The organism is Tsuneonella sp. HG249, assembly GCF_053819205.1.
Genome location: NZ_JBSOQY010000001.1, coordinates 554,111 through 571,457, shown reverse-complemented (window position 1 = coordinate 571,457; position 17,347 = coordinate 554,111). Strand labels below are relative to the sequence as shown.

Below are 17,347 nucleotides of genomic sequence, written 5' to 3'. Positions count from 1 at the left end.
GCTTCTTCAACTTTCAGAGAGGGCAACAAAGATGGCATTTCGTCCGTTGCACGACCGCGTTCTCGTCCGCCGCATCGAGGCCGACAGCAAGACCGCCGGCGGCATTATCATCCCCGACAGCGCGCAGGAAAAGCCGAGCGAAGGCGAAGTCGTCGCCGTCGGTTCGGGTGCGCGCAACGACCAGGGCGTCGTTACCCCCTGCGACGTCAAGGCCGGCGACCGCGTATTGTTCGGCAAGTGGTCCGGCACCGAGGTCAAGCTCGACGGCGAGGACCTGCTCATCATGAAGGAAAGCGACATCATGGGGATCGTCGGCTGAGCCGACGGAAGTCCCTTTTTGGTGTAGCTTTCGTGTAACCTTCCAGATTTTCGATAAAGGAATCAACATCATGGCTGCCAAGGAAGTACGCTTTTCGCGCGACGCGCGCGAACGCATTCTCGCCGGCGTCGACATCCTCGCCAACGCCGTCAAGGTGACGCTAGGCCCCAAGGGCCGCAACGTCGTGATCGACAAGAGCTTCGGCGCACCGCGCATCACCAAGGACGGCGTCACCGTCGCCAAGGAGATCGAGCTCAAGGACAAGTTCGAGAACATGGGCGCGCAGATGCTGCGCGAAGTGGCCTCGCGCACCAATGACAACGCGGGTGATGGCACCACCACCGCCACCGTGCTCGCCCAGGCGATCGTGACCGAGGGCATGAAGTCGGTCGCCGCCGGCACCAACCCGATGGACTTGAAGCGCGGCATCGACCTCGCGGTCGAGAAGGTCGTCGAGAACCTCAAGAGCCGCTCGAAGGAAGTGACCGGCTCGGCCGAGATTGCCCAGGTCGGCATCATCTCGTCGAACGGCGACACCGAAGTCGGCAACAAGATCGCGGAAGCGATGGAGAAGGTCGGCAAGGAAGGCGTGATCACCGTCGAGGAAGCCAAGGGCCTCGAGTTCGAGCTCGATGTCGTCGAAGGCATGCAGTTCGACCGCGGCTACCTGAGCCCCTACTTCATCACCAACCCCGACAAGATGACGGTCGAGCTGGATAACCCCTACATCCTGATCCACGAGAAGAAGCTGTCGTCGCTCCAGGCGATGCTGCCGATCCTCGAGGCGGTGGTGCAGTCGGGCCGTCCGCTGCTGATCATCGCCGAGGACATCGAAGGCGAGGCGCTGGCCACGCTGGTGGTCAACAAGCTGCGCGGCGGGCTCAAGGTTGCTGCGGTCAAGGCACCCGGGTTCGGCGATCGCCGCAAGGCGATGCTGCAGGACATCGCGATCCTGACCAAGGGCGAGATGATCTCCGAGGACCTCGGCATCAAGCTCGAGAACGTGACCGTCAGCATGCTCGGCGAAGCCAAGCGAGTGTCGATCGACAAGGACAACACCACCATCGTCGATGGCGCCGGCTCGGCCGACGACATCAAGGCACGCGTGGGCGAGATCCGCACCCAGATCGATTCGACCACCAGCGACTACGACAAGGAAAAGCTGCAGGAGCGGCTGGCCAAGCTGGCCGGCGGCGTTGCGGTGATCAAGGTCGGCGGCGCTTCCGAAGTCGAGGTCAAGGAGCGCAAGGACCGCGTCGATGACGCGCTCCACGCAACCCGCGCCGCGGTCGAGGAAGGTATCGTCCCCGGTGGCGGCACTGCGCTGCTCTACGCGACCAAGGCGCTCGAGGGCGTCACCGGCGCCAACGAGGATCAGACCCGCGGCATCGACATCGTCCGCAAGTCGCTGACCTCGCTCGTGCGTCAGATCGCCCAGAACGCCGGCCACGACGGCGCGGTCGTCTCGGGCAAGCTGATCGACGGCAACGACGAGAACATGGGCTTCAACGCGCAGACCGAGACCTACGAGAACCTCGTCCAGGCCGGCGTGATCGACCCGACCAAGGTCGTCCGCACCGCGCTGCAGAACGCGGCCTCGGTGGCGGGCCTGCTGATCACCACCGAAGCGGCGATCAGCGAGAAGCCCGAAGACAAGCCGGCGATGCCCATGGGCGGCGGCGGCATGGGCGGCATGGGCGGAATGGACTTCTAAGCCCAGTCATCCACCTGACATGCGAAGGGCCGGCGGAGCGATCCGCTGGCCCTTTTCGCGTCTGGGAGGCAGTGGTAAGCTGGGCCAAACAGGGAGAGATAGACATGAGCATCCGCGCGTTCACCGCCTCGCTTCTCGCGATCGCCCTTTCGGCCTGCACTACCACCGCGATGACCGACGCGACCGCCTCGCCGGCCGACTATGCAGCCGCGCTCGCGGATCCCGCGCGCCCCGCCGATCAGCGCGCGCGCGACGCGGCGCGGCTGCCGGCCGAGCTGCTCGCCTTCGCGCAGGTTTCGCGCGGGGAGAAAGTCGGCGACTACATCATGGGCGGTGGTTACCTGACCCGCATCCTCGCCGCCGCCGTCGGCCCGGGGGGCCGCGTCTATGCCTTCCAGCCCAACGAGTTCATCGCCTTCCGGTCCCAATACGGGGAGGACCAGAAGGCGGTCGACAGCGCTTACGATAATGTGTTGGCGGTTGCCGGCTCAGCGCCGGCGCCCGCATGGCCTGAGCCGCTCGACACCATCATTACGGTGCAGAATTTCCATGACTTGTATCTTAAGGCCGCTCCTGCCGGAACTGGCCTGACGGCCGCGCGCAACCTTTACGCGGCGCTCAAGCCAGGCGGGACGATGGTGGTTGTCGATCACAGTGCGGCCGCCGGCACCGGCTCTACGCTTTCCGATTCGCTGCATCGGATCGAGAAGTCGACAGTGGTGGAGGCGTTCACCGCCGCCGGCTTCAAGCTCGAAGCCGAAAGCGGCCTCTATGCGCGCCCGGCCGACCCGCGGACCGCGAACGTCTTCGACCCTGCCATCCGCGGTCAGACCGACCAGTTCACGTTGCGCTTTCGCAAGCCGGGCTAGGCACTCCCCGCGGCCTCGGGCGTTGAGGGGCATACTCTATAGAGGAGCCCTCGATGCAAGTTCCCGCCAACGTCCATGTCGCGCTCGCCGATGGCGAGAAGTTTCTACTCATGCGCAACGCGGGGGACGCCATCGACCCGCGGCTTGAACTGGTGACGGCGCCCGACCTGGAACTGGAGAATCAGAGCGCCGCGGTCGGCCATAACGACCCCAAGAACGACGATTATCGCGGCCAGATGAAGCTCGATCACGCCGCCGCAGTCGCCGACTGGCTCAATCGCGCAGTGCTCAAGCACGAGATCGAAAAGCTGATCGTCGTCGCCGGACCCGATACCCTGGGCGAAATGCGCCAACACTATCACAAGGAAACGCGGGGCGTGGTGGTCGAGGAGATCGCCAAGCAGCTAACCGGATTACCCGCGCCGGAAATCCTTCGAGCGATCCAGGCAGCCTGAGGGCACCATGACCGACCGCGCCGAGATCGAACGACCGCGGATGGTCGAACGACAGATCGCGCGCCGCGGTCTCACCGATCGTCGGTTGCTGTCCGCCTTTCAGCAAGTCCCTCGCGAGCGCTTCTTGCCGGAGGGGATGGAGGAATTCGCGTATTAGGACGGCCCGCTGCCGATCGGCGAAGGTCAGACTATCAGCCAGCCGTACATAGTGGCGGCCATGATCGACGCGGCCGAAATCGGCCCAGGCGACCGGGTGCTCGAAGTCGGCGCGGGCTCGGGGTACGCGGCCGCCGTCATCTCACGCCTCGCGAGCGAGGTTTTCGCGATCGAGCGCCACGGCGTGCTGGCGAGGGAGGCCGCCAAACGCATTGCCGAGCTCGGATACGACAACTGCGAGATCATTGCGGGCGATGGCCTTCAGGGGCTTCCGCAGCACGCCCCCTACGACGCGATCCTCGTCGCCGCCCGCAGCGAGGACGTGCCCCGCCCTCTCAAGGAACAACTTGAGATCGGCGGAAAGCTGGTCATCCCGGTAGGCGGCGAAGACGTGCAGCAATTGCGCTGCATTACGCGCACCGGGCGCGAGCAGTGGGAAAGCCACGACATCGCCCCGGTTCGCTTCGTTCCGCTCCTGCCCGGCGCTGTGCCGGAGGATGGCGGGCGGTCGGCTTCCAACCATCATCCGGCCCGCGCGAAGTCCCTGCCGGAGCTCATCGCCGAGCACGCCGTACCGCTTCCCGCTATCGACGACCCGGCTTTCGCCGATGCGTTCGACCGCTTCGCCGACAAGCGCGTGGTCATGCTCGGGGAGTCCAGTCACGGCACGCGCGAGTTCTACGAAGCCCGTGCGGCGATCACCCGGCGGTTCGTCGAGCAGCACGGCTTCACGATCATAGCAGTCGAAGCCGACTGGCCGGACGCGGCGGTGCTTGACCGGGCGGTCCGGCATCGCCCCCATCGTGGCGACGCAGTGCGCCCGTTTTGCCGCTTCCCGACGTGGATGTGGCGCAATCCCGTGATCGCGCAGCTGATGCACGACCTTCACGCGCTCAACCGGGACCGGGGGCCCGAGGCGATGGCGGGGTTCTTCGGGCTCGACATCTACAACATGGCGGGCTCGATCGACGCGGTGCTGGCCTATCTCGACGAGCACGATCCCGAGGCGGCGGCGGTGGCGCGCGAACGGTACGGCTGCCTCACCCCGTGGCAGGCCGATCCGGCGGTTTACGGGCGGGCGGCGATGCATCCGGGGTTCGAGCGGTGCGAGCAGGCAGTGGTCACCCAGTGCCGGGAGCTGCTCAATGAAGCGCTTCAAAAGGACGGTGAAGCGTTCGATGCAGCTATGAATGCCCGCCTCGTAGCGTCGGCCGAGCGATACTACCGTATCATGTACTACGGCGGCGCCGAGAGCTGGAACCTGCGCGACGAGAACATGGCGGACACACTCGGTCACCTGCTCGAGCGCGGCGGGCCAGGTGCCAAAGCACTGGTGTGGGCGCACAACAGCCATATCGGCGACGCCCGGGCGACCGACATGGGCATGGTCCGGGGCGAGCATAACATCGGCCAGATCGCACGCGAGCGGTGGGGCGACGACGTGGCCCTCATCGGGTTCGGCACGCACACCGGCACGGTCTCCGCGGCGACCGACTGGGACGGCGACCGCGAGGTCAAGCGCGTGCTCCCGTCACGGGCCGACAGCTACGAGCGTTTATGCCACGACAGCGGAGTGGGGCGCTTCCTGCTTTTGCCCCACGCCGACGAGGCGTTGCGCCGGCGCCTCATGGAGCCTCGGCTCGAGCGCTTCATCGGGGTGATCTATCGCCCCGAGACCGAACGCTGGAGCCACTATAGCGAAGCGGTCCTCCCCGAGCAGTTCGACGGCTTCGTCTGGTTCGACGAGACCACAGCGCTGGAGCCCGCCGGGCACGAGCCGCATGCCGGTGTTCCCGACACGTTCCCCTTCGGCGAATATAACGTTCCACCTCACGTCGTGCTGAGGGCTCCGCTCGTCGCGCGCAGCTTGTGGATAAATTCTCCAGCCCGTTAATTCGATGCAAAGCATGACGGGATTAGATTGGGGCTCATGGGATTGGGACGCATAGCGCGGTTTGGAGCCGCATTCGCACTCGGGCTGGCAAGCCTGACCACCGCCGCGCAGGCGAACGACAGGGATTTCCAGACCGCTTTCGACGCCGCGCTGGGGACCGAAGTCCGCAAGCCGCAGACTTACGACGCGATCTATTCTTCAGCGCTGCAGCAAACTGTGGCGCGGATCGCCGATGGCTCAGCCGGGCGCATCGGCGTCTATGCCGTCGACCTGGCCAGCGGGCGCGAAGTGTCCGTCCTCGGCAACCAGCGCTTCCCGATGGCGTCCACCAGCAAGATCGCGATTGCCGCGACCTTCATGGAAGGCGTCGAGAAGGGTCGCTGGAGCCTGTCGAGCGAATTCCCGCTCATGGTGCCGGTTGCCTCGGCCCGGTTCGCGGGGAGCAAGGCCCCGGTCAAGCCCGGCCAGTACATGAAGGCCGTCGACCTGATCGAGATCATGATCACGCGGTCGAGCAACCCTGCTACCGACGCGCTGCTCGCGGTCGTCGGCGGGCCGAGCGCGGTCAACGCCTGGGCCGCCCGCAACGGCATGCCCGAATTCAATATCACTCGCGACATCGCCACGCTCGTGCGCGACGACGGCGAGGTCAATCCGGTCAACACGATCGACGTGCGCGACAGCGCCACGCCGCAGGTCATGGTCAAGCTGCTCGCCGGGCTCCACCAGGGCAAGTTCCTCAGCGAATCCAGCCGTCGGGTAATTCTCGGGGCGATGAGCCGGTGCCGGACCGGCACTCGCCGTATTCCGGGCATGCTGCCGGACGGTGCCCGGGTGGCACACAAGACCGGCACGCTCAGCAACACCGCAAGCGACATCGGCATCATCCAGACGCCGGACGGTCGCGCAATCGCGGTGGCCATCTACGTCACCGGCCAGGGATCGAAGCCAGCGCGAGACGCCAAGATCGCCAGCATCGCCCGCGCGCTCTACGACGGGTACTCCGCGGACGGCCAGCACGTTGCCCAGAGGGCCTACGCCAACGCCAACTACTGAGCGAGCGCCGCGGCCATCCGGTTCGCGGCTTCCTCGTAGATCCGCTTCTTAAGGGCTGCGACACGCTCCGGGCCTGCGGCCGACGGCGTTCCCGCGTCGAATGGTGGGTGCGGGTCGTACTCGAGCGCGAGTTGGACCGCTTGCGCGACCGCATCGCCCGCCTGTCGCGCAATCAGCGTCAGCGCGAAGTCGATTCCCGCGGTCACCCCACCGGCGGTGATCACGTTGCCGTCTTCCACCACCCGCGCCCGCTCGTGCACAGCGCCCACCAGCGGGAGCAGGTGAGCGTAGGCCCAGTGGGTCGTCGCCCGCTTTCCTTCGAGCAGCCCCGCGCGGCCCAGCACGAAGGCGCCGGTGCATACGCTGGTGACCCATGCCGCACCGCTCGCCTGCCGCTTTACGAACGCGAGGGTCTCCTCGTCGCGCACGGCCTCGGCGACCCCGTGGCCACCGGGCACGCAAACGATATCGGCCTGAGCGGCTCCCGCGAAAGTCACGCTAGGGAGAAGGGAAAAGCCCGAGTCGGTGGGCACTGCGTCGAGCGACTTGGCCGCCACTTCGACCTTGGCCCCCGGCAGCCGGGCGAGGAACTGCGCCGGGCCTGTCATGTCCAGCTGGGTGACGCCGGGGAATAGCACGAAAGTCACGATCGTCATGGCAGCACCCTAGGTCCGCCGTGAACAAACGAAAAGGGCGGCGCCTTGCGGCACCGCCCTTCCGATTTCGCGAAAATGCGAAGGCTCAGTCAGCCTTGGCTTCTTCGGTGGTCTCTTCCTGCATTTCGCCTTCGGCGGCAGCAGCGGCGTCGGTCGCCTCGGCAGTGGCGTCGGTCGCGGCTTCGGCGGTCGTGTCGGCAGCAGCGTCGACGGTCTCGGCAGCGGCGTCGGCATTCGCAGCGGCGTCAGCAGCAGCGGCGTCAGCGGTCTCGGCAGCAGCGTCTTCGGTCTTTTCCGAGCAGGCGGCGAGGGTGAGGGCGGCGGCGCCAGCGGCGGCGGCGAGGATGATCTTACGCATAGTACGATGTTCCTTTGAACAGAGCCCGGCGAACTCGCCGTGCCCGCCCTAAATAATGGCGACTTTGTGGCACTGCAAGCGAAACTGCACAATTTCGCCCGAATTCCGCCTCACTTCGCCATGAAGCTGCCGGATTTCCGCCATTTTTCATTGCTGGGAGAAACCGGCTGACCGCCCCCTCCGGCGCTGCTAGCAAGGCCGCGATGGCAGAAAAGCAGCATCTCTATCTGGTCGACGGCTCGGCCTACATCTTCCGCGCCTATCATCGGCTGCCGCCGCTGACCAACCCGGCGGGAACGCCGGTCGGCGCGGTCTACGGCTATACCACCATGCTGTGGAAGCTCGCCGAGGACTTGAACAAGGCCGACGGCCCCACCCACCTCGCGGTGATCCTGGACAAAGGCTCGACGAGCTTTCGCAACACCCTCTACGATCAGTACAAGGCCAACCGCCCGCCGCCGCCGGAAGACCTCGTCCCGCAGTTTCCGCTGATCCGCGACGCCACCCGCGCGTTCAGCCTGCCGTGCATCGAGGAGGACGATCTCGAGGCGGACGACCTCATCGCGAGCTATGCCCGCGAGGCGACGCGGCGGGGTTGGGACGTCACCATCGTCAGCTCCGACAAGGACCTGATGCAGCTCGTCGGCCGCTGCGCGGAACCGCACGACGGGGTCGAGGGCGGCTGCATCGACATGCTCGACACGATGAAGAACCAGCGGATCGACATCCCCGAGGTGGTCGAGAAGTTCGGCGTGCCGCCCGAACTGGTCGGCGATGTGCTCGCCCTGATGGGCGACAGCGTCGACAACATACCGGGCATCTACGGCATCGGCCCCAAGACCGCCTCGAAGCTGATCCAGGATTACGGCAGCCTCACCGCCGCGCTCGATGCCGCGCCCGCGATGAAGCCTTCGAAGCTGCAGGAACGGCTGGTCGAAGGCCGCGCGATGGCCGAGCTCAGCCGGGTGCTGGTTCAGCTCAAGGAAGACTGCGCGCTGCCGATCCCGCTGGACGACATGAAGCTCGACGGGGTACCGCCCGAGCCGCTCGCCGCCTTCCTCGCCGAGCATGGGTTCACCAGCCTGCTAAAGCGACTCGACGGCGGCAGGGGCAGCCCCGAACGCCCGACCCAGCTCAACCCCGCGAAGGCGCAAAACGCCGGTGCGCCCGCCTCCCCGCAAGGAAACCGCCAGCCGCCGCCCGAATTTCCCGCGGTCGACCGCACCGCCTACGAGTGCGTGACCAGCCTCGAGCGGCTGATGCACTGGATCGAGCGCGCATTCGCGGCGCGGGTCGTCGCGATCGACACCGAGACCAGCAGCCTCGACGCGATGCAGGCCGAGCTCGCCGGGATCAGCATGGCGCTGGGCGCCAACGATGCCTGTTATATTCCCTTGGGGCACGGCGGCAGCGACATGTTCAGCGAGAAGCCGGTGCAGATCGCGCGCCAGGCCGCCTACGACGCGCTGCGTCCGTTGCTGACGAGCGATGCGGTTCTCAAGATCGGGCAGAACATCAAGTACGATCTCAACATCCTGTCGCGCTGCGCTGGGATCGAAGTCGCCCCGATCGACGACACGATGATCATGAGCTTCGCGCTCGACGCCGGGCGCAGCCCTGACGGGATCGGCGGGGGGCACGGGATGGACGAGCTTTCCGAACGCCACCTCGGCCATACCACCCTGACCTTCAAAGACATCTGCGGCGCCGGCAAGAAGGCCATTCCGTTCGGCGAAGTGCCGCTCGACAAGGCGACGCAGTACGCCGCCGAGGATGCTGACGTGACCTGGCGGTTGTGGAAGCTGCTGCGCCCGCGCCTGGCGGAAGAAGGCGGCACGCGGGTTTACGAACGGGTCGACCGTCCGCTGATCCCGGTAGTCGCCGCCATGGAGCGCCACGGGGTCAAGGTCGACCGCGGGCGGCTGGCGCAGCTATCCGAGGAGTTCGCCCGCGAAATCGCCCGGATCGAGCGCGAGGTGTGGGACTGCTGCGGCGTGGAGTTCACCATCGGCAGCCCGGCCCAACTGGGCGACGTTCTGTTCAACCGTCTCGGCTACAAGGGCGGGCGCAAGGGCAAGAGCGGCCAGTATTCGACCGACCAGGCGATCCTCGAAGGGCTTGCCGGGCAGGGGGCGGAAGTGGCGACCAAGGTGCTCGAGTGGCGCCAGCTTTCGAAGCTCAAGTCTACTTACACCGATGCGCTGCAGGCGGCGATCAATCCCGAGACCGGACGGGTCCATACCAGCTACAGCCTCGTCGGCGCGCAGACCGGCCGGTTGAGTTCGACCGACCCCAACCTGCAGAACATCCCGATCCGCACCGAGATCGGCCGCCAGATCCGCGAGGCCTTCGTCGCCGTTGAGGGCAACGTCCTGCTCGCCGCCGACTACAGCCAGATCGAACTGCGGCTCGCCGCACATATGGCCGACGTGCCGCAACTCAAGGAAGCGTTTCGCGCGGGCGAGGACATCCATGCGCGCACCGCGCTCGAAATGTTCGGCACGGTGGACCGCGACACGCGCGCCAAGGCCAAGACCGTCAACTTCGCGATCCTCTACGGCATCAGCCGCTGGGGCCTCGGCGGCCGGCTCGGCATCGAGGCGGACGAGGCGCAGGCCATCATAGATACCTACTTCCAGCGCTTCCCCGGTATTCAGCAATACATCCACGCCACGCTCGAAAGCGTGCGCGAGAAGGGCTATTCGGAGACGCTGTTCGGCCGGAAGACGTGGTTTCCGCGCATCAACTCGCGAAACCCGAACGAGCGGTCGGGCTCCGAGCGGGCGGCGATCAACGCGCCGATCCAGGGGACCAGCGCCGACATCATCAAGCGCGCGATGGCGCGGATGATGCCCGAGCTGGGGGAGGCAGGGCTCGGTCATGTGCGGATGCTGCTGCAGGTCCACGACGAGCTGGTCTTCGAGCTGCCCGAAGGCGATGTCGCGGCGGCGGCGCCGGTGATCGAGCGGGTGATGGCGGAAGCCGCCCTGCCGGCGGTCGAGCTGGACGTGCCGCTCGGCATCGACATCGGCTCGGGCCTCAGCTGGGGTGCGGCGCACTGAACCGGCCATGGGCGCCTCGAAGGGTGCTTGTCGCTCTGCGCGGCTGGCTCTAGTCGGGCGAGGTGGATGAGAGGAACAATACGGCGGGCTCCGCAATGCCGCGGTTGGGCTTCTCGCGCATCGGGCGACAGTCGGGCACGCTGGCGGTGCTCGGTGTGGTGGCCGGGGCGCTGATCGGTGCGATCTTGCTGATTTTCCAGACCATCGAGGCCGAGCGCGACGAGCGCGCCCAGGTTTCTCGCACTGGCGACATCCTGCTCGAGCTGCGCAACGTCACCCGCGCGGCGCTCAATGCCGAGACCGGCCAGCGGGGCTACCTGATCACGCTCGATCGCCGGTATCTGCAATCCTACAATCTCGGCCATGAGCAATACGACCCGGCGATCGGCCGGCTGCGCAGCCTGCTGGGCGATGACATGGGGCCTCGGCAGCGCGAGCTGGTCGACGAGATCGAGAACCTCGCCGACGCCAAGTTCGCCGAGATCGACCAGTCGGTCGCGCTGGTCGATGCCGGGGACCTGATGGGCGCGCGGCGCCTCTTGCTGTCCGACGAAGGCCAGGAAGTCATGGAGCGGCTGCGCGGCGCCGTCCGCGAGATGGAAGACCTCGAGCGCGCGGCGCTCGAGAAAGCGTCGAGCGACACCGCCCGCGCCGAAAGCAGGGTGCTGCCGCTGCTGCTCGGTCTCCTCGCGCTCATCCTGGTGACGCTCTGGCTCGGCCTGCGCCTCGCCACCCGCGTCGCCACCGCCGAGGCCGAGGCCTCGCAGGCGGCCGCCCTTGCCGAGGCGCGCGACCGCGCGGACCTGCTGGCGCGCGAACTCAACCACCGGGTCAAGAACTTGTTCGCGGTGATCCTCGCCATCGTCCGGATGAGCGGAAAGGATACCCCCGGGGCGCAGCCGGTGGTCGACCGCATCGCCGAGCGCATCCATGCCCTGCTGACGGCGCACGAGGTGACGCAGGGCACCGCCGACAGGCAGGTGGCGTCACTGCGCGTGCTGGTCGAGACGACGGTGAGGCCCTACCTCACCGCCAGCCGACGGATTGTCATCGAGGGGCCGGAGGTGGAGCTGCCGGCGAAGCAGGTCTCGCCGCTCGGCCTGGTGCTTCACGAGCTCACCACCAATGCGGTCAAATACGGCTGCTGGGCCTCGGAAGGCGAGCTTCGCGTGCTCTGGCGGCGCGAAGGAGACGAACTGGTCCTCGACTGGATCGAGGACTGCCAAGGCGACGGCGTCGAGCCCGACACGAAGGGATTCGGCAGCCTGCTGATGACGGGCGCGGCGCGGCAACTGCGCGGCAGCATCGAGCGCGAATTCACGGCCGAAGGTGTCCGCGTGGTGTTCCGGATCCCGATCACGGACTGAACCGCGGTTGAAACCAGGGCTCGGTCCCCATAGGGCGGGCGCATGTTTCGCGAACTTGATCCGACACGCTACTCGCCCGACTGGTCGGCTATGATTCATGCCGCGGTGTATTTCGCCGGCGCGATTCTCTTCGCGGCGGTGGCTCACCGGATCATTTTCGCCATGCTCGAGCGGATCGCCGCCCGCACGGAAACCGAGGTCGACGGCCTCGTCATCGACCAACTCCGATCACCCGCCCGGTGGGCCTTCGCCGCGCTCGCGCTGGGCGCGGCGTCGCAGGCCGATCGCTCGATTGACGCGTTTTGGCGCGCACTCGCGCCGTTCGCCGTTCCCGCGCTGATCGGCTGGATCGCCTATTCTATCGTCTGCGCCTTCACCGCCGTGCTCGAGCGGCGGGCCGACGCCTCGACCGAGCTCGCCTCGACGCGCAGCCGCAAGACCCGCATCGCCATCCTTTCACGCACTGTCACTTTCGTCGTCGTCGTCGTCACGGTCGGCCTGATGTTGCTGGCCATTCCCGTGGTCCGCCAGGTCGGGGTGACCTTGATGGCCTCGGCAGGCATCGCGGCGCTGTTCGTCGGCGCCGCCGCCCAGCCCGCATTGAAGTCACTGATCGCCGGTCTGCAGATGGCTATCACGGAACCCATTCGGATTGGCGATCTGGTGGCGATCGACGGCCAGACCGGGCGGGTCGAGGAAATTCGCATGAGCTTCGTGGTACTGCGCCTGTGGGACGAGCGCACGGCCATCGTCCCGACCAGCCGCTTCCTCGACACGACCTTCGAGAACTGGACCCGCGCCAACGAGGTGCTGACGGGCGCGGTCCTGCTTCACCTCGACCCGTCGACCGAAGTCGCCCCGCTACGTGCGGAGTTCGAGCGGTTTGTCGCAATGCAGCCGCAATGGGACAAGCGCACAGCCAAAGCCGTCGTGAACGAGGCGCGGGCCGGCTCGATCGAGGTTCGCCTGGCGGTAAGCGCGGCCAGCGTCGCCGAACTCGGCGACCTCCGCTTTGCGTTGCGCGAACACATTCTCGAATGGCTCAGGCGAGAGCAGCCAAAGGCGCTACTCTCTCCGGCAATCGACAAGATCGTGCCCGATATCTAGCCTTCCGGCTTGCGCTCCGCCGCCGCGGGAGCGTGCTTGTACTCGCGCGTGGGGGTGACCATCCCTTCGCGCAGGAAGCCGATGCCGGTAGCTTCCTCCGCCACCCGCATCTTCAGCTCACCGCGCATCTTCTTGTATTCCTCCTCCATCGCCGGCGTGACGGTCGCGCGCGAATCTTCCAGCGCGTCGGCGAAATCCGCCTTGGTCACTTCCTTCACCTCGCCACCGGCACGCCGCAAAGCACTTAGGCCGGCGCGGCGAACCACGTCCTCGAGGTCGGCGCCCGTGAAGCGCTCGGTGTTGGCGGCGATCTTGCCCAGATCGACATCGCTGGCGAGCGGCATGTTGCGCGTGTGGATGCCAAGGATCATCGCCCGGCCCGCCTTGTCGGGTGTCCCCACATAGACCAATTCGTCGAACCGCCCGGGCCTGAGCAGTGCGGGGTCGACCAGCGTCGGCCGGTTGGTGGCCCCGATGACGACGACCGACTGCAGCTCTTCCAGCCCGTCCATCTCGGCGAGGATGGTGTTGACCACCCGGCCGGTCACCTGTGGTTCCCCGCCGCCAGATCCCCGTGCGGGCACCAGGCTGTCGATCTCGTCGATGAAGATCACGCACGGCGCCACCGCGCGGGCGCGCTGAAACAGGCGAGCGATCTGCTGCTCGCTTTCGCCGTACCACTTGCTCAGCAGGTCCGAGCTCTTGATCGAGATGAAGTTGGCCTCCGCCTCCTTGGCGACCGCCTTGGCCAGCAGGGTCTTGCCTGTGCCCGGAGGCCCGTAGAGCAGGAACCCCTTGGCGGGGCGTATGCCAAGCCTGCGGAAAGCGTCGGGATTCTTGAGCGGTAGCTCGATCCCCTCCTTCAGCGTCTCGATCGCTTCGCCGACCCCGCCGACGTCGGTCCAGGCGACGTTCGGCACCTGCACCATTACTTCGCGCATCGCGCTCGGCTGCACGCGCTTCAGCGCCTCGAGGAAGTCCTCGCGGCCGACGTAGAGCTCCTCGAGTACCTCTGGCGGGATTTCCCGCGCGTCGAGGTCGAGCTTCGGCATGATCCGACGCACCGCCTCGATCGCCGCCTCGCGCGCGAGCGCGGCGAGATCGGCCCCGACGAAGCCGTGCGTGGTCCGCGCGAGCTCGTCGAGATCGACCTTGTCGCCCAGGGGCATGCCGCGGGTGTGAATGCTGAGGATCTCGCGCCGGCCCTTCTCGTCGGGCACGCCGATGACGATCTCGCGATCGAATCGGCCCGGCCGCCGCAGCGCCTCGTCGATGGCATCGGGCCGGTTGGTGGCCGCGATGACGACGATATTCGAACGCGCCTCAAGTCCGTCCATCAGGGTCAGCAACTGGGCGACCAGGCGCTTTTCGGCCTCGCCCGCCACCTGGCTGCGCTTGGGCGCAATCGAGTCGATCTCGTCGATGAAAATGATCGCCGGCGAGGCCTTGGCCGCCTCTTCGAAAACCTCGCGGAGACGCTTCTCGCTCTCCCCGTAGCCCGAACCCATGATCTCGGGGCCGTTGATCGTGAAGAACGCCGCGTCGCTTTCGTTGGCCACCGCCTGGGCGAGGCGCGTCTTTCCCGTTCCCGGCGGGCCATGCAGCAACACGCCCTTCGGCGGGTCGACCCCGAGCCTGGTGAACAGCTCGGGGTAGCGCAGCGGCAGTTCAACCATCTCGCGCAATTGCTGGATGGTGTCGCCGATGCCTCCGACGTCGTCGTAATTAACCACCGCGCGGCCGTCGCGCGGCTCTTCGAACTCTGCGCGCAGCTCGACCTCGGTGTTCTCGTCGATGCAGACGATGCCCTTGGGGACCGTCGAGACGACCGTCAGGCGAATCTGGGTGAGCGCATAGGCGGGCGCGTTGAACATCCGCCGCACTTCGGGGGGCATGTTCTGGACCGGCTGCTGGCCCGTGGTGGCGACCACATCGCCGGCTAGAAGTGGTTTGCGGAAGAAGTTGCGCTTGAGCGCCTCGGTCGGGCCCTGGAGCCTCATCTCCCGCTGGGCCGGCGCGAACACCACGCGCGTGGCCGGGCGGGCGCTGGCGGCGCTAATCGTCACGTGCTCGCCCCCGCCGGTGTCGGCATTGGAACGCTGGAGCCCGTCGAGCCGCACGATCTCGAGACCTTGGTCCTCGTCGTAGGCGGGCACGGCAATGGCGGCGGTCGTGCGCTTGCCGGTGATCTCGACCACGTCGCCTTCGGTGATGCCGAGCGCCTGGAACGCCGTGCGCGGCAAGCGGGCGATGCCGTTGCCGCTTTCTTCCTGGCGGGCCTGGGCCACTTGCAGCCGCACGGCCTTGTCGCCGGCCGCCTTGTCCCCAGCCGCCTTGTCGTTGTCGCCTTCGGCCATCGAGCCCGGCCCCTTCCTTCGTTATCGTCCGTCTTCCATCAGCTAGGAAGCGTGCCCCGCTTTGCCAATGAACGGAGCACGATAAGGTGCCCTGGCGAGGACCCCGCCCGTTCCCGGACAAAGAAAAAGGCCCGGCAGAGAACCGCCGGGCCTTGGAAAGTCTGGGAGAGGATGCCTGAAAGGCAGGGCGAGATATGCTGCGCTGCACCACTTTGTGCAAGTGCGAAAAGGACACGCGTCGTTGCACTTTCCGCACCATCGCCAAGCGCCCCAACGCATCGTGACAGGTCCTTTCGGGATAGTTAGAGACGCGCGCGATGGCTGAAAAACTCTTCCCCTCCGCCGCGGCCGCCCTCGAGGGCATCCTGCGCGACGACATACTCATCGCGAGCGGGGGCTTCGGCCTATGCGGCATTCCCGAACGACTGCTCGATGCGATCCGCGACAGCGGCGTGAAGGGCCTCACCTTCGCCAGCAACAACGCCGGGATCGACAACGAAGGAATCGGCAAGCTCTTGCGCACCAAACAGGTGCGCAAGATGATCAGCTCGTACGTCGGTGAGAACAAGGAATTCGAACGGCAATATCTCGCCGGCGAACTGGAGGTCGAGTTCTGCCCCCAGGGCACGCTCGCCGAGCGGATGCGCGCGGGCGGCGCGGGGATACCCGGTTTCTACACCCGCACGGGCGTCGGCACCAAAGTCGCGGAAGGCAAGGAGACCAAGACGTTCGACGGTGAGGAGTATATCCTCGAGCACGGGATCTTTGCCGACCTCGCGATCGTCAAGGCGTGGAAGGCTGACAGCACCGGTAACCTCGTCTTCCGCAAGACCGCGCGCAACTTCAACTTGCCCGCCGCGACCTGCGGAAAAGTCTGCGTGGTCGAGGTCGAAGAGGTGGTTCCCGCCGGCAGTCTCGATCCCGACTGCATCCACCTGCCGGGCGTGTACGTCCAGCGGATGATCGTCGGCGCCCCGTATGACAAAAAGATCGAATTCCGCACCGTTCGGGAGCGACAGGCGGCGTGATTGCGCCGCTTCGCCCGCTGCTGGCGGCGACCGCGGCCCTGGCGCTGTCCGGCTGCGTGGCGGCAGCCATTCCCGTGTTGGCGGCGGGCGGGCTGGTCCAATCGCGGGCCGACAGAGCGCAAACCTCCTACGATGCGCGGCCGCGCGTCGCCTTGCCCGCCGAGCCTCCAGCCATCGTGGATCCGGGGGCCAATCCGGCCGGCCCTGTGGGCGAAGCTGCCGGGGCCGGGCCGGGCGCGATCATCCGGGACTACACCGACGGCACGAAGGTTACGGTCACCAGCTCCGCCCCACCGGCAGCGGCCTCTGGCGAACCCAAGTTCACCTACCTCCCCGGCGTTACGAGCCTGCCTGCGCCCAGCGGCCCTGTAGCGCTGAGCGGAGGCGCGTCGCCAGCGGCGGCCGTTGCCATCTTTGCCGGTTTCGCCCGCGAGCAGGCCGCTGTTCCCGCTACGGGAGCCGAGCGCCATTCCGCGCTACTCGCCGATTCCAGCCAGCTTTCCACCAAGACCAAGGAATGCTCGATTCACCCGGCTGCCGTGCTGATCGATCTCGATCCGGCGGGCGGCGTGCTCGACCCGGACAACGTGCGGACCGCCGACCAGGCCCTCGTCGCCTCGCTGGCGGAGCTGCGCCGCGACGAGATAACCATCGGCTGGGTTTCGGGCCTGACGGCCGACCGTGCCGGAGCGCTCAGGAAAGCGCTGGCCGCCTCTGGCCTCGATCCCGAGGGGCGGGACCAGCTCCTCCTCCTGCGCCTGCCGGACGACCGCAAGCAGACCCGCCGCGTGGATTTTGCGCAGGCCAACTGCGTTCTGGCAATCGCGGGCGACGAACGCGCCGATTTCGACGAGCTGTTCGGCTACCTGCGCGACCCTAACGCCGCCACCGCGCTAGACGGTTTGATCGGCAAGCGCTGGTTTCTCGTCCCCGCCCCGCTCACCTGATC

The 17,347-nt window shown here is 66.8% G+C and carries 15 protein-coding genes; 12 read left to right on the top strand and 3 right to left on the bottom strand.

The window, feature by feature from the left end; all coding sequences use genetic code 11:
* Nucleotides 1–31 precede the first annotated feature (31 nt).
* From ACWPM1_RS02920 to ACWPM1_RS02890, 7 genes are all read left to right on the top strand, one after another.
* The gene (locus ACWPM1_RS02920; protein WP_455693342.1) at nt 32–319 is read left to right on the top strand and encodes a co-chaperone GroES; all 288 of its coding nucleotides are present in this window, start codon (nt 32–34) and stop codon (nt 317–319) included.
* Between the two features lie 70 nt (nt 320–389).
* Nucleotides 390–2,033 carry a chaperonin GroEL gene (gene groL, locus ACWPM1_RS02915; RefSeq protein ID WP_455693341.1) on the top strand — a complete coding sequence of 548 codons (1,644 nt, stop codon included), beginning with the start codon at nt 390–392 and terminating at the stop codon, nt 2,031–2,033.
* Nucleotides 2,034–2,137: 104 nt separating this feature from the next.
* Nucleotides 2,138–2,902, top strand: coding sequence for a class I SAM-dependent methyltransferase (locus ACWPM1_RS02910; RefSeq protein ID WP_455693340.1), 765 nt, complete (start codon nt 2,138–2,140; stop codon nt 2,900–2,902).
* A 53-nt stretch (nt 2,903–2,955) separates the two neighbouring features.
* A complete protein-coding gene (locus ACWPM1_RS02905; protein WP_455693339.1) occupies nt 2,956–3,357 on the top strand; it encodes a host attachment family protein in 402 nt (133 codons plus the stop codon).
* 7 nt (nt 3,358–3,364) lie between these two features.
* Entirely contained in the window at nt 3,365–3,514 is a 150-nt protein-coding gene (locus tag ACWPM1_RS02900; protein WP_455693338.1) for a hypothetical protein, read from the top strand.
* 9 nt (nt 3,515–3,523) lie between these two features.
* Nucleotides 3,524–5,407 (top strand): erythromycin esterase family protein, encoded by a 1,884-nt coding sequence (locus ACWPM1_RS02895; protein WP_455695114.1) that lies wholly within the window; start codon nt 3,524–3,526, stop codon nt 5,405–5,407.
* A gap of 36 nt (nt 5,408–5,443) precedes the next feature.
* A complete protein-coding gene (locus ACWPM1_RS02890; protein ID WP_455693337.1) occupies nt 5,444–6,463 on the top strand; it encodes a serine hydrolase in 1,020 nt (339 codons plus the stop codon).
* Here the strand turns inward: ACWPM1_RS02890 and ACWPM1_RS02885 are convergent.
* On the bottom strand, nt 6,457–7,119 hold the full coding sequence (locus ACWPM1_RS02885; RefSeq protein WP_455693336.1) for a DJ-1/PfpI family protein: 663 nt from the start codon (nt 7,117–7,119) through the stop codon (nt 6,457–6,459). The two genes, ACWPM1_RS02890 and ACWPM1_RS02885, sit on opposite strands and share 7 nt — an antisense overlap.
* Before the next feature lie 85 nt (nt 7,120–7,204).
* Entirely contained in the window at nt 7,205–7,477 is a 273-nt protein-coding gene (locus ACWPM1_RS02880; RefSeq protein WP_455693335.1) for a hypothetical protein, read from the bottom strand.
* A gap of 203 nt (nt 7,478–7,680) precedes the next feature.
* Here ACWPM1_RS02880 and polA point away from each other — a divergent pair, with 203 nt between their 5' ends.
* The 3 genes from polA to ACWPM1_RS02865 all read left to right on the top strand — a co-directional run bounded on the left by polA (nt 7,681) and on the right by ACWPM1_RS02865 (nt 13,013).
* A complete protein-coding gene (gene polA / locus ACWPM1_RS02875; RefSeq protein WP_455693334.1) occupies nt 7,681–10,539 on the top strand; it encodes a DNA polymerase I in 2,859 nt (952 codons plus the stop codon).
* A 95-nt stretch (nt 10,540–10,634) separates the two neighbouring features.
* Nucleotides 10,635–11,906, top strand: a complete 1,272-nt coding sequence (locus tag ACWPM1_RS02870) for a CHASE3 domain-containing protein (protein WP_455693333.1) — start codon at nt 10,635–10,637, stop codon at nt 11,904–11,906.
* Nucleotides 11,907–11,948: 42 nt separating this feature from the next.
* Complete coding sequence (locus ACWPM1_RS02865) at nt 11,949–13,013, top strand: mechanosensitive ion channel family protein (protein ID WP_455693332.1); 1,065 nt, start codon at nt 11,949–11,951, stop codon at nt 13,011–13,013.
* On the opposite strand, the gene ACWPM1_RS02860 is transcribed toward ACWPM1_RS02865, so the two are convergent.
* A complete protein-coding gene (locus ACWPM1_RS02860; RefSeq protein WP_455693331.1) occupies nt 13,010–15,370 on the bottom strand; it encodes a CDC48 family AAA ATPase in 2,361 nt (786 codons plus the stop codon). The two genes, ACWPM1_RS02865 and ACWPM1_RS02860, sit on opposite strands and share 4 nt — an antisense overlap.
* A 317-nt stretch (nt 15,371–15,687) precedes the next feature.
* Between ACWPM1_RS02860 and ACWPM1_RS02855 the strand changes: the two genes are divergently transcribed.
* Together ACWPM1_RS02855 and ACWPM1_RS02850 are read left to right on the top strand one after the other, a co-directional pair.
* A complete protein-coding gene (locus ACWPM1_RS02855) occupies nt 15,688–16,398 on the top strand; it encodes a CoA transferase subunit A (protein ID WP_455693330.1) in 711 nt (236 codons plus the stop codon).
* Complete coding sequence (locus ACWPM1_RS02850; RefSeq protein ID WP_455693329.1) at nt 16,395–17,345, top strand: hypothetical protein; 951 nt, start codon at nt 16,395–16,397, stop codon at nt 17,343–17,345. Before ACWPM1_RS02855 ends, ACWPM1_RS02850 begins: the two co-directional genes overlap by 4 nt.
* The last annotated feature ends 2 nt before the right edge of the window (nt 17,346–17,347 follow it).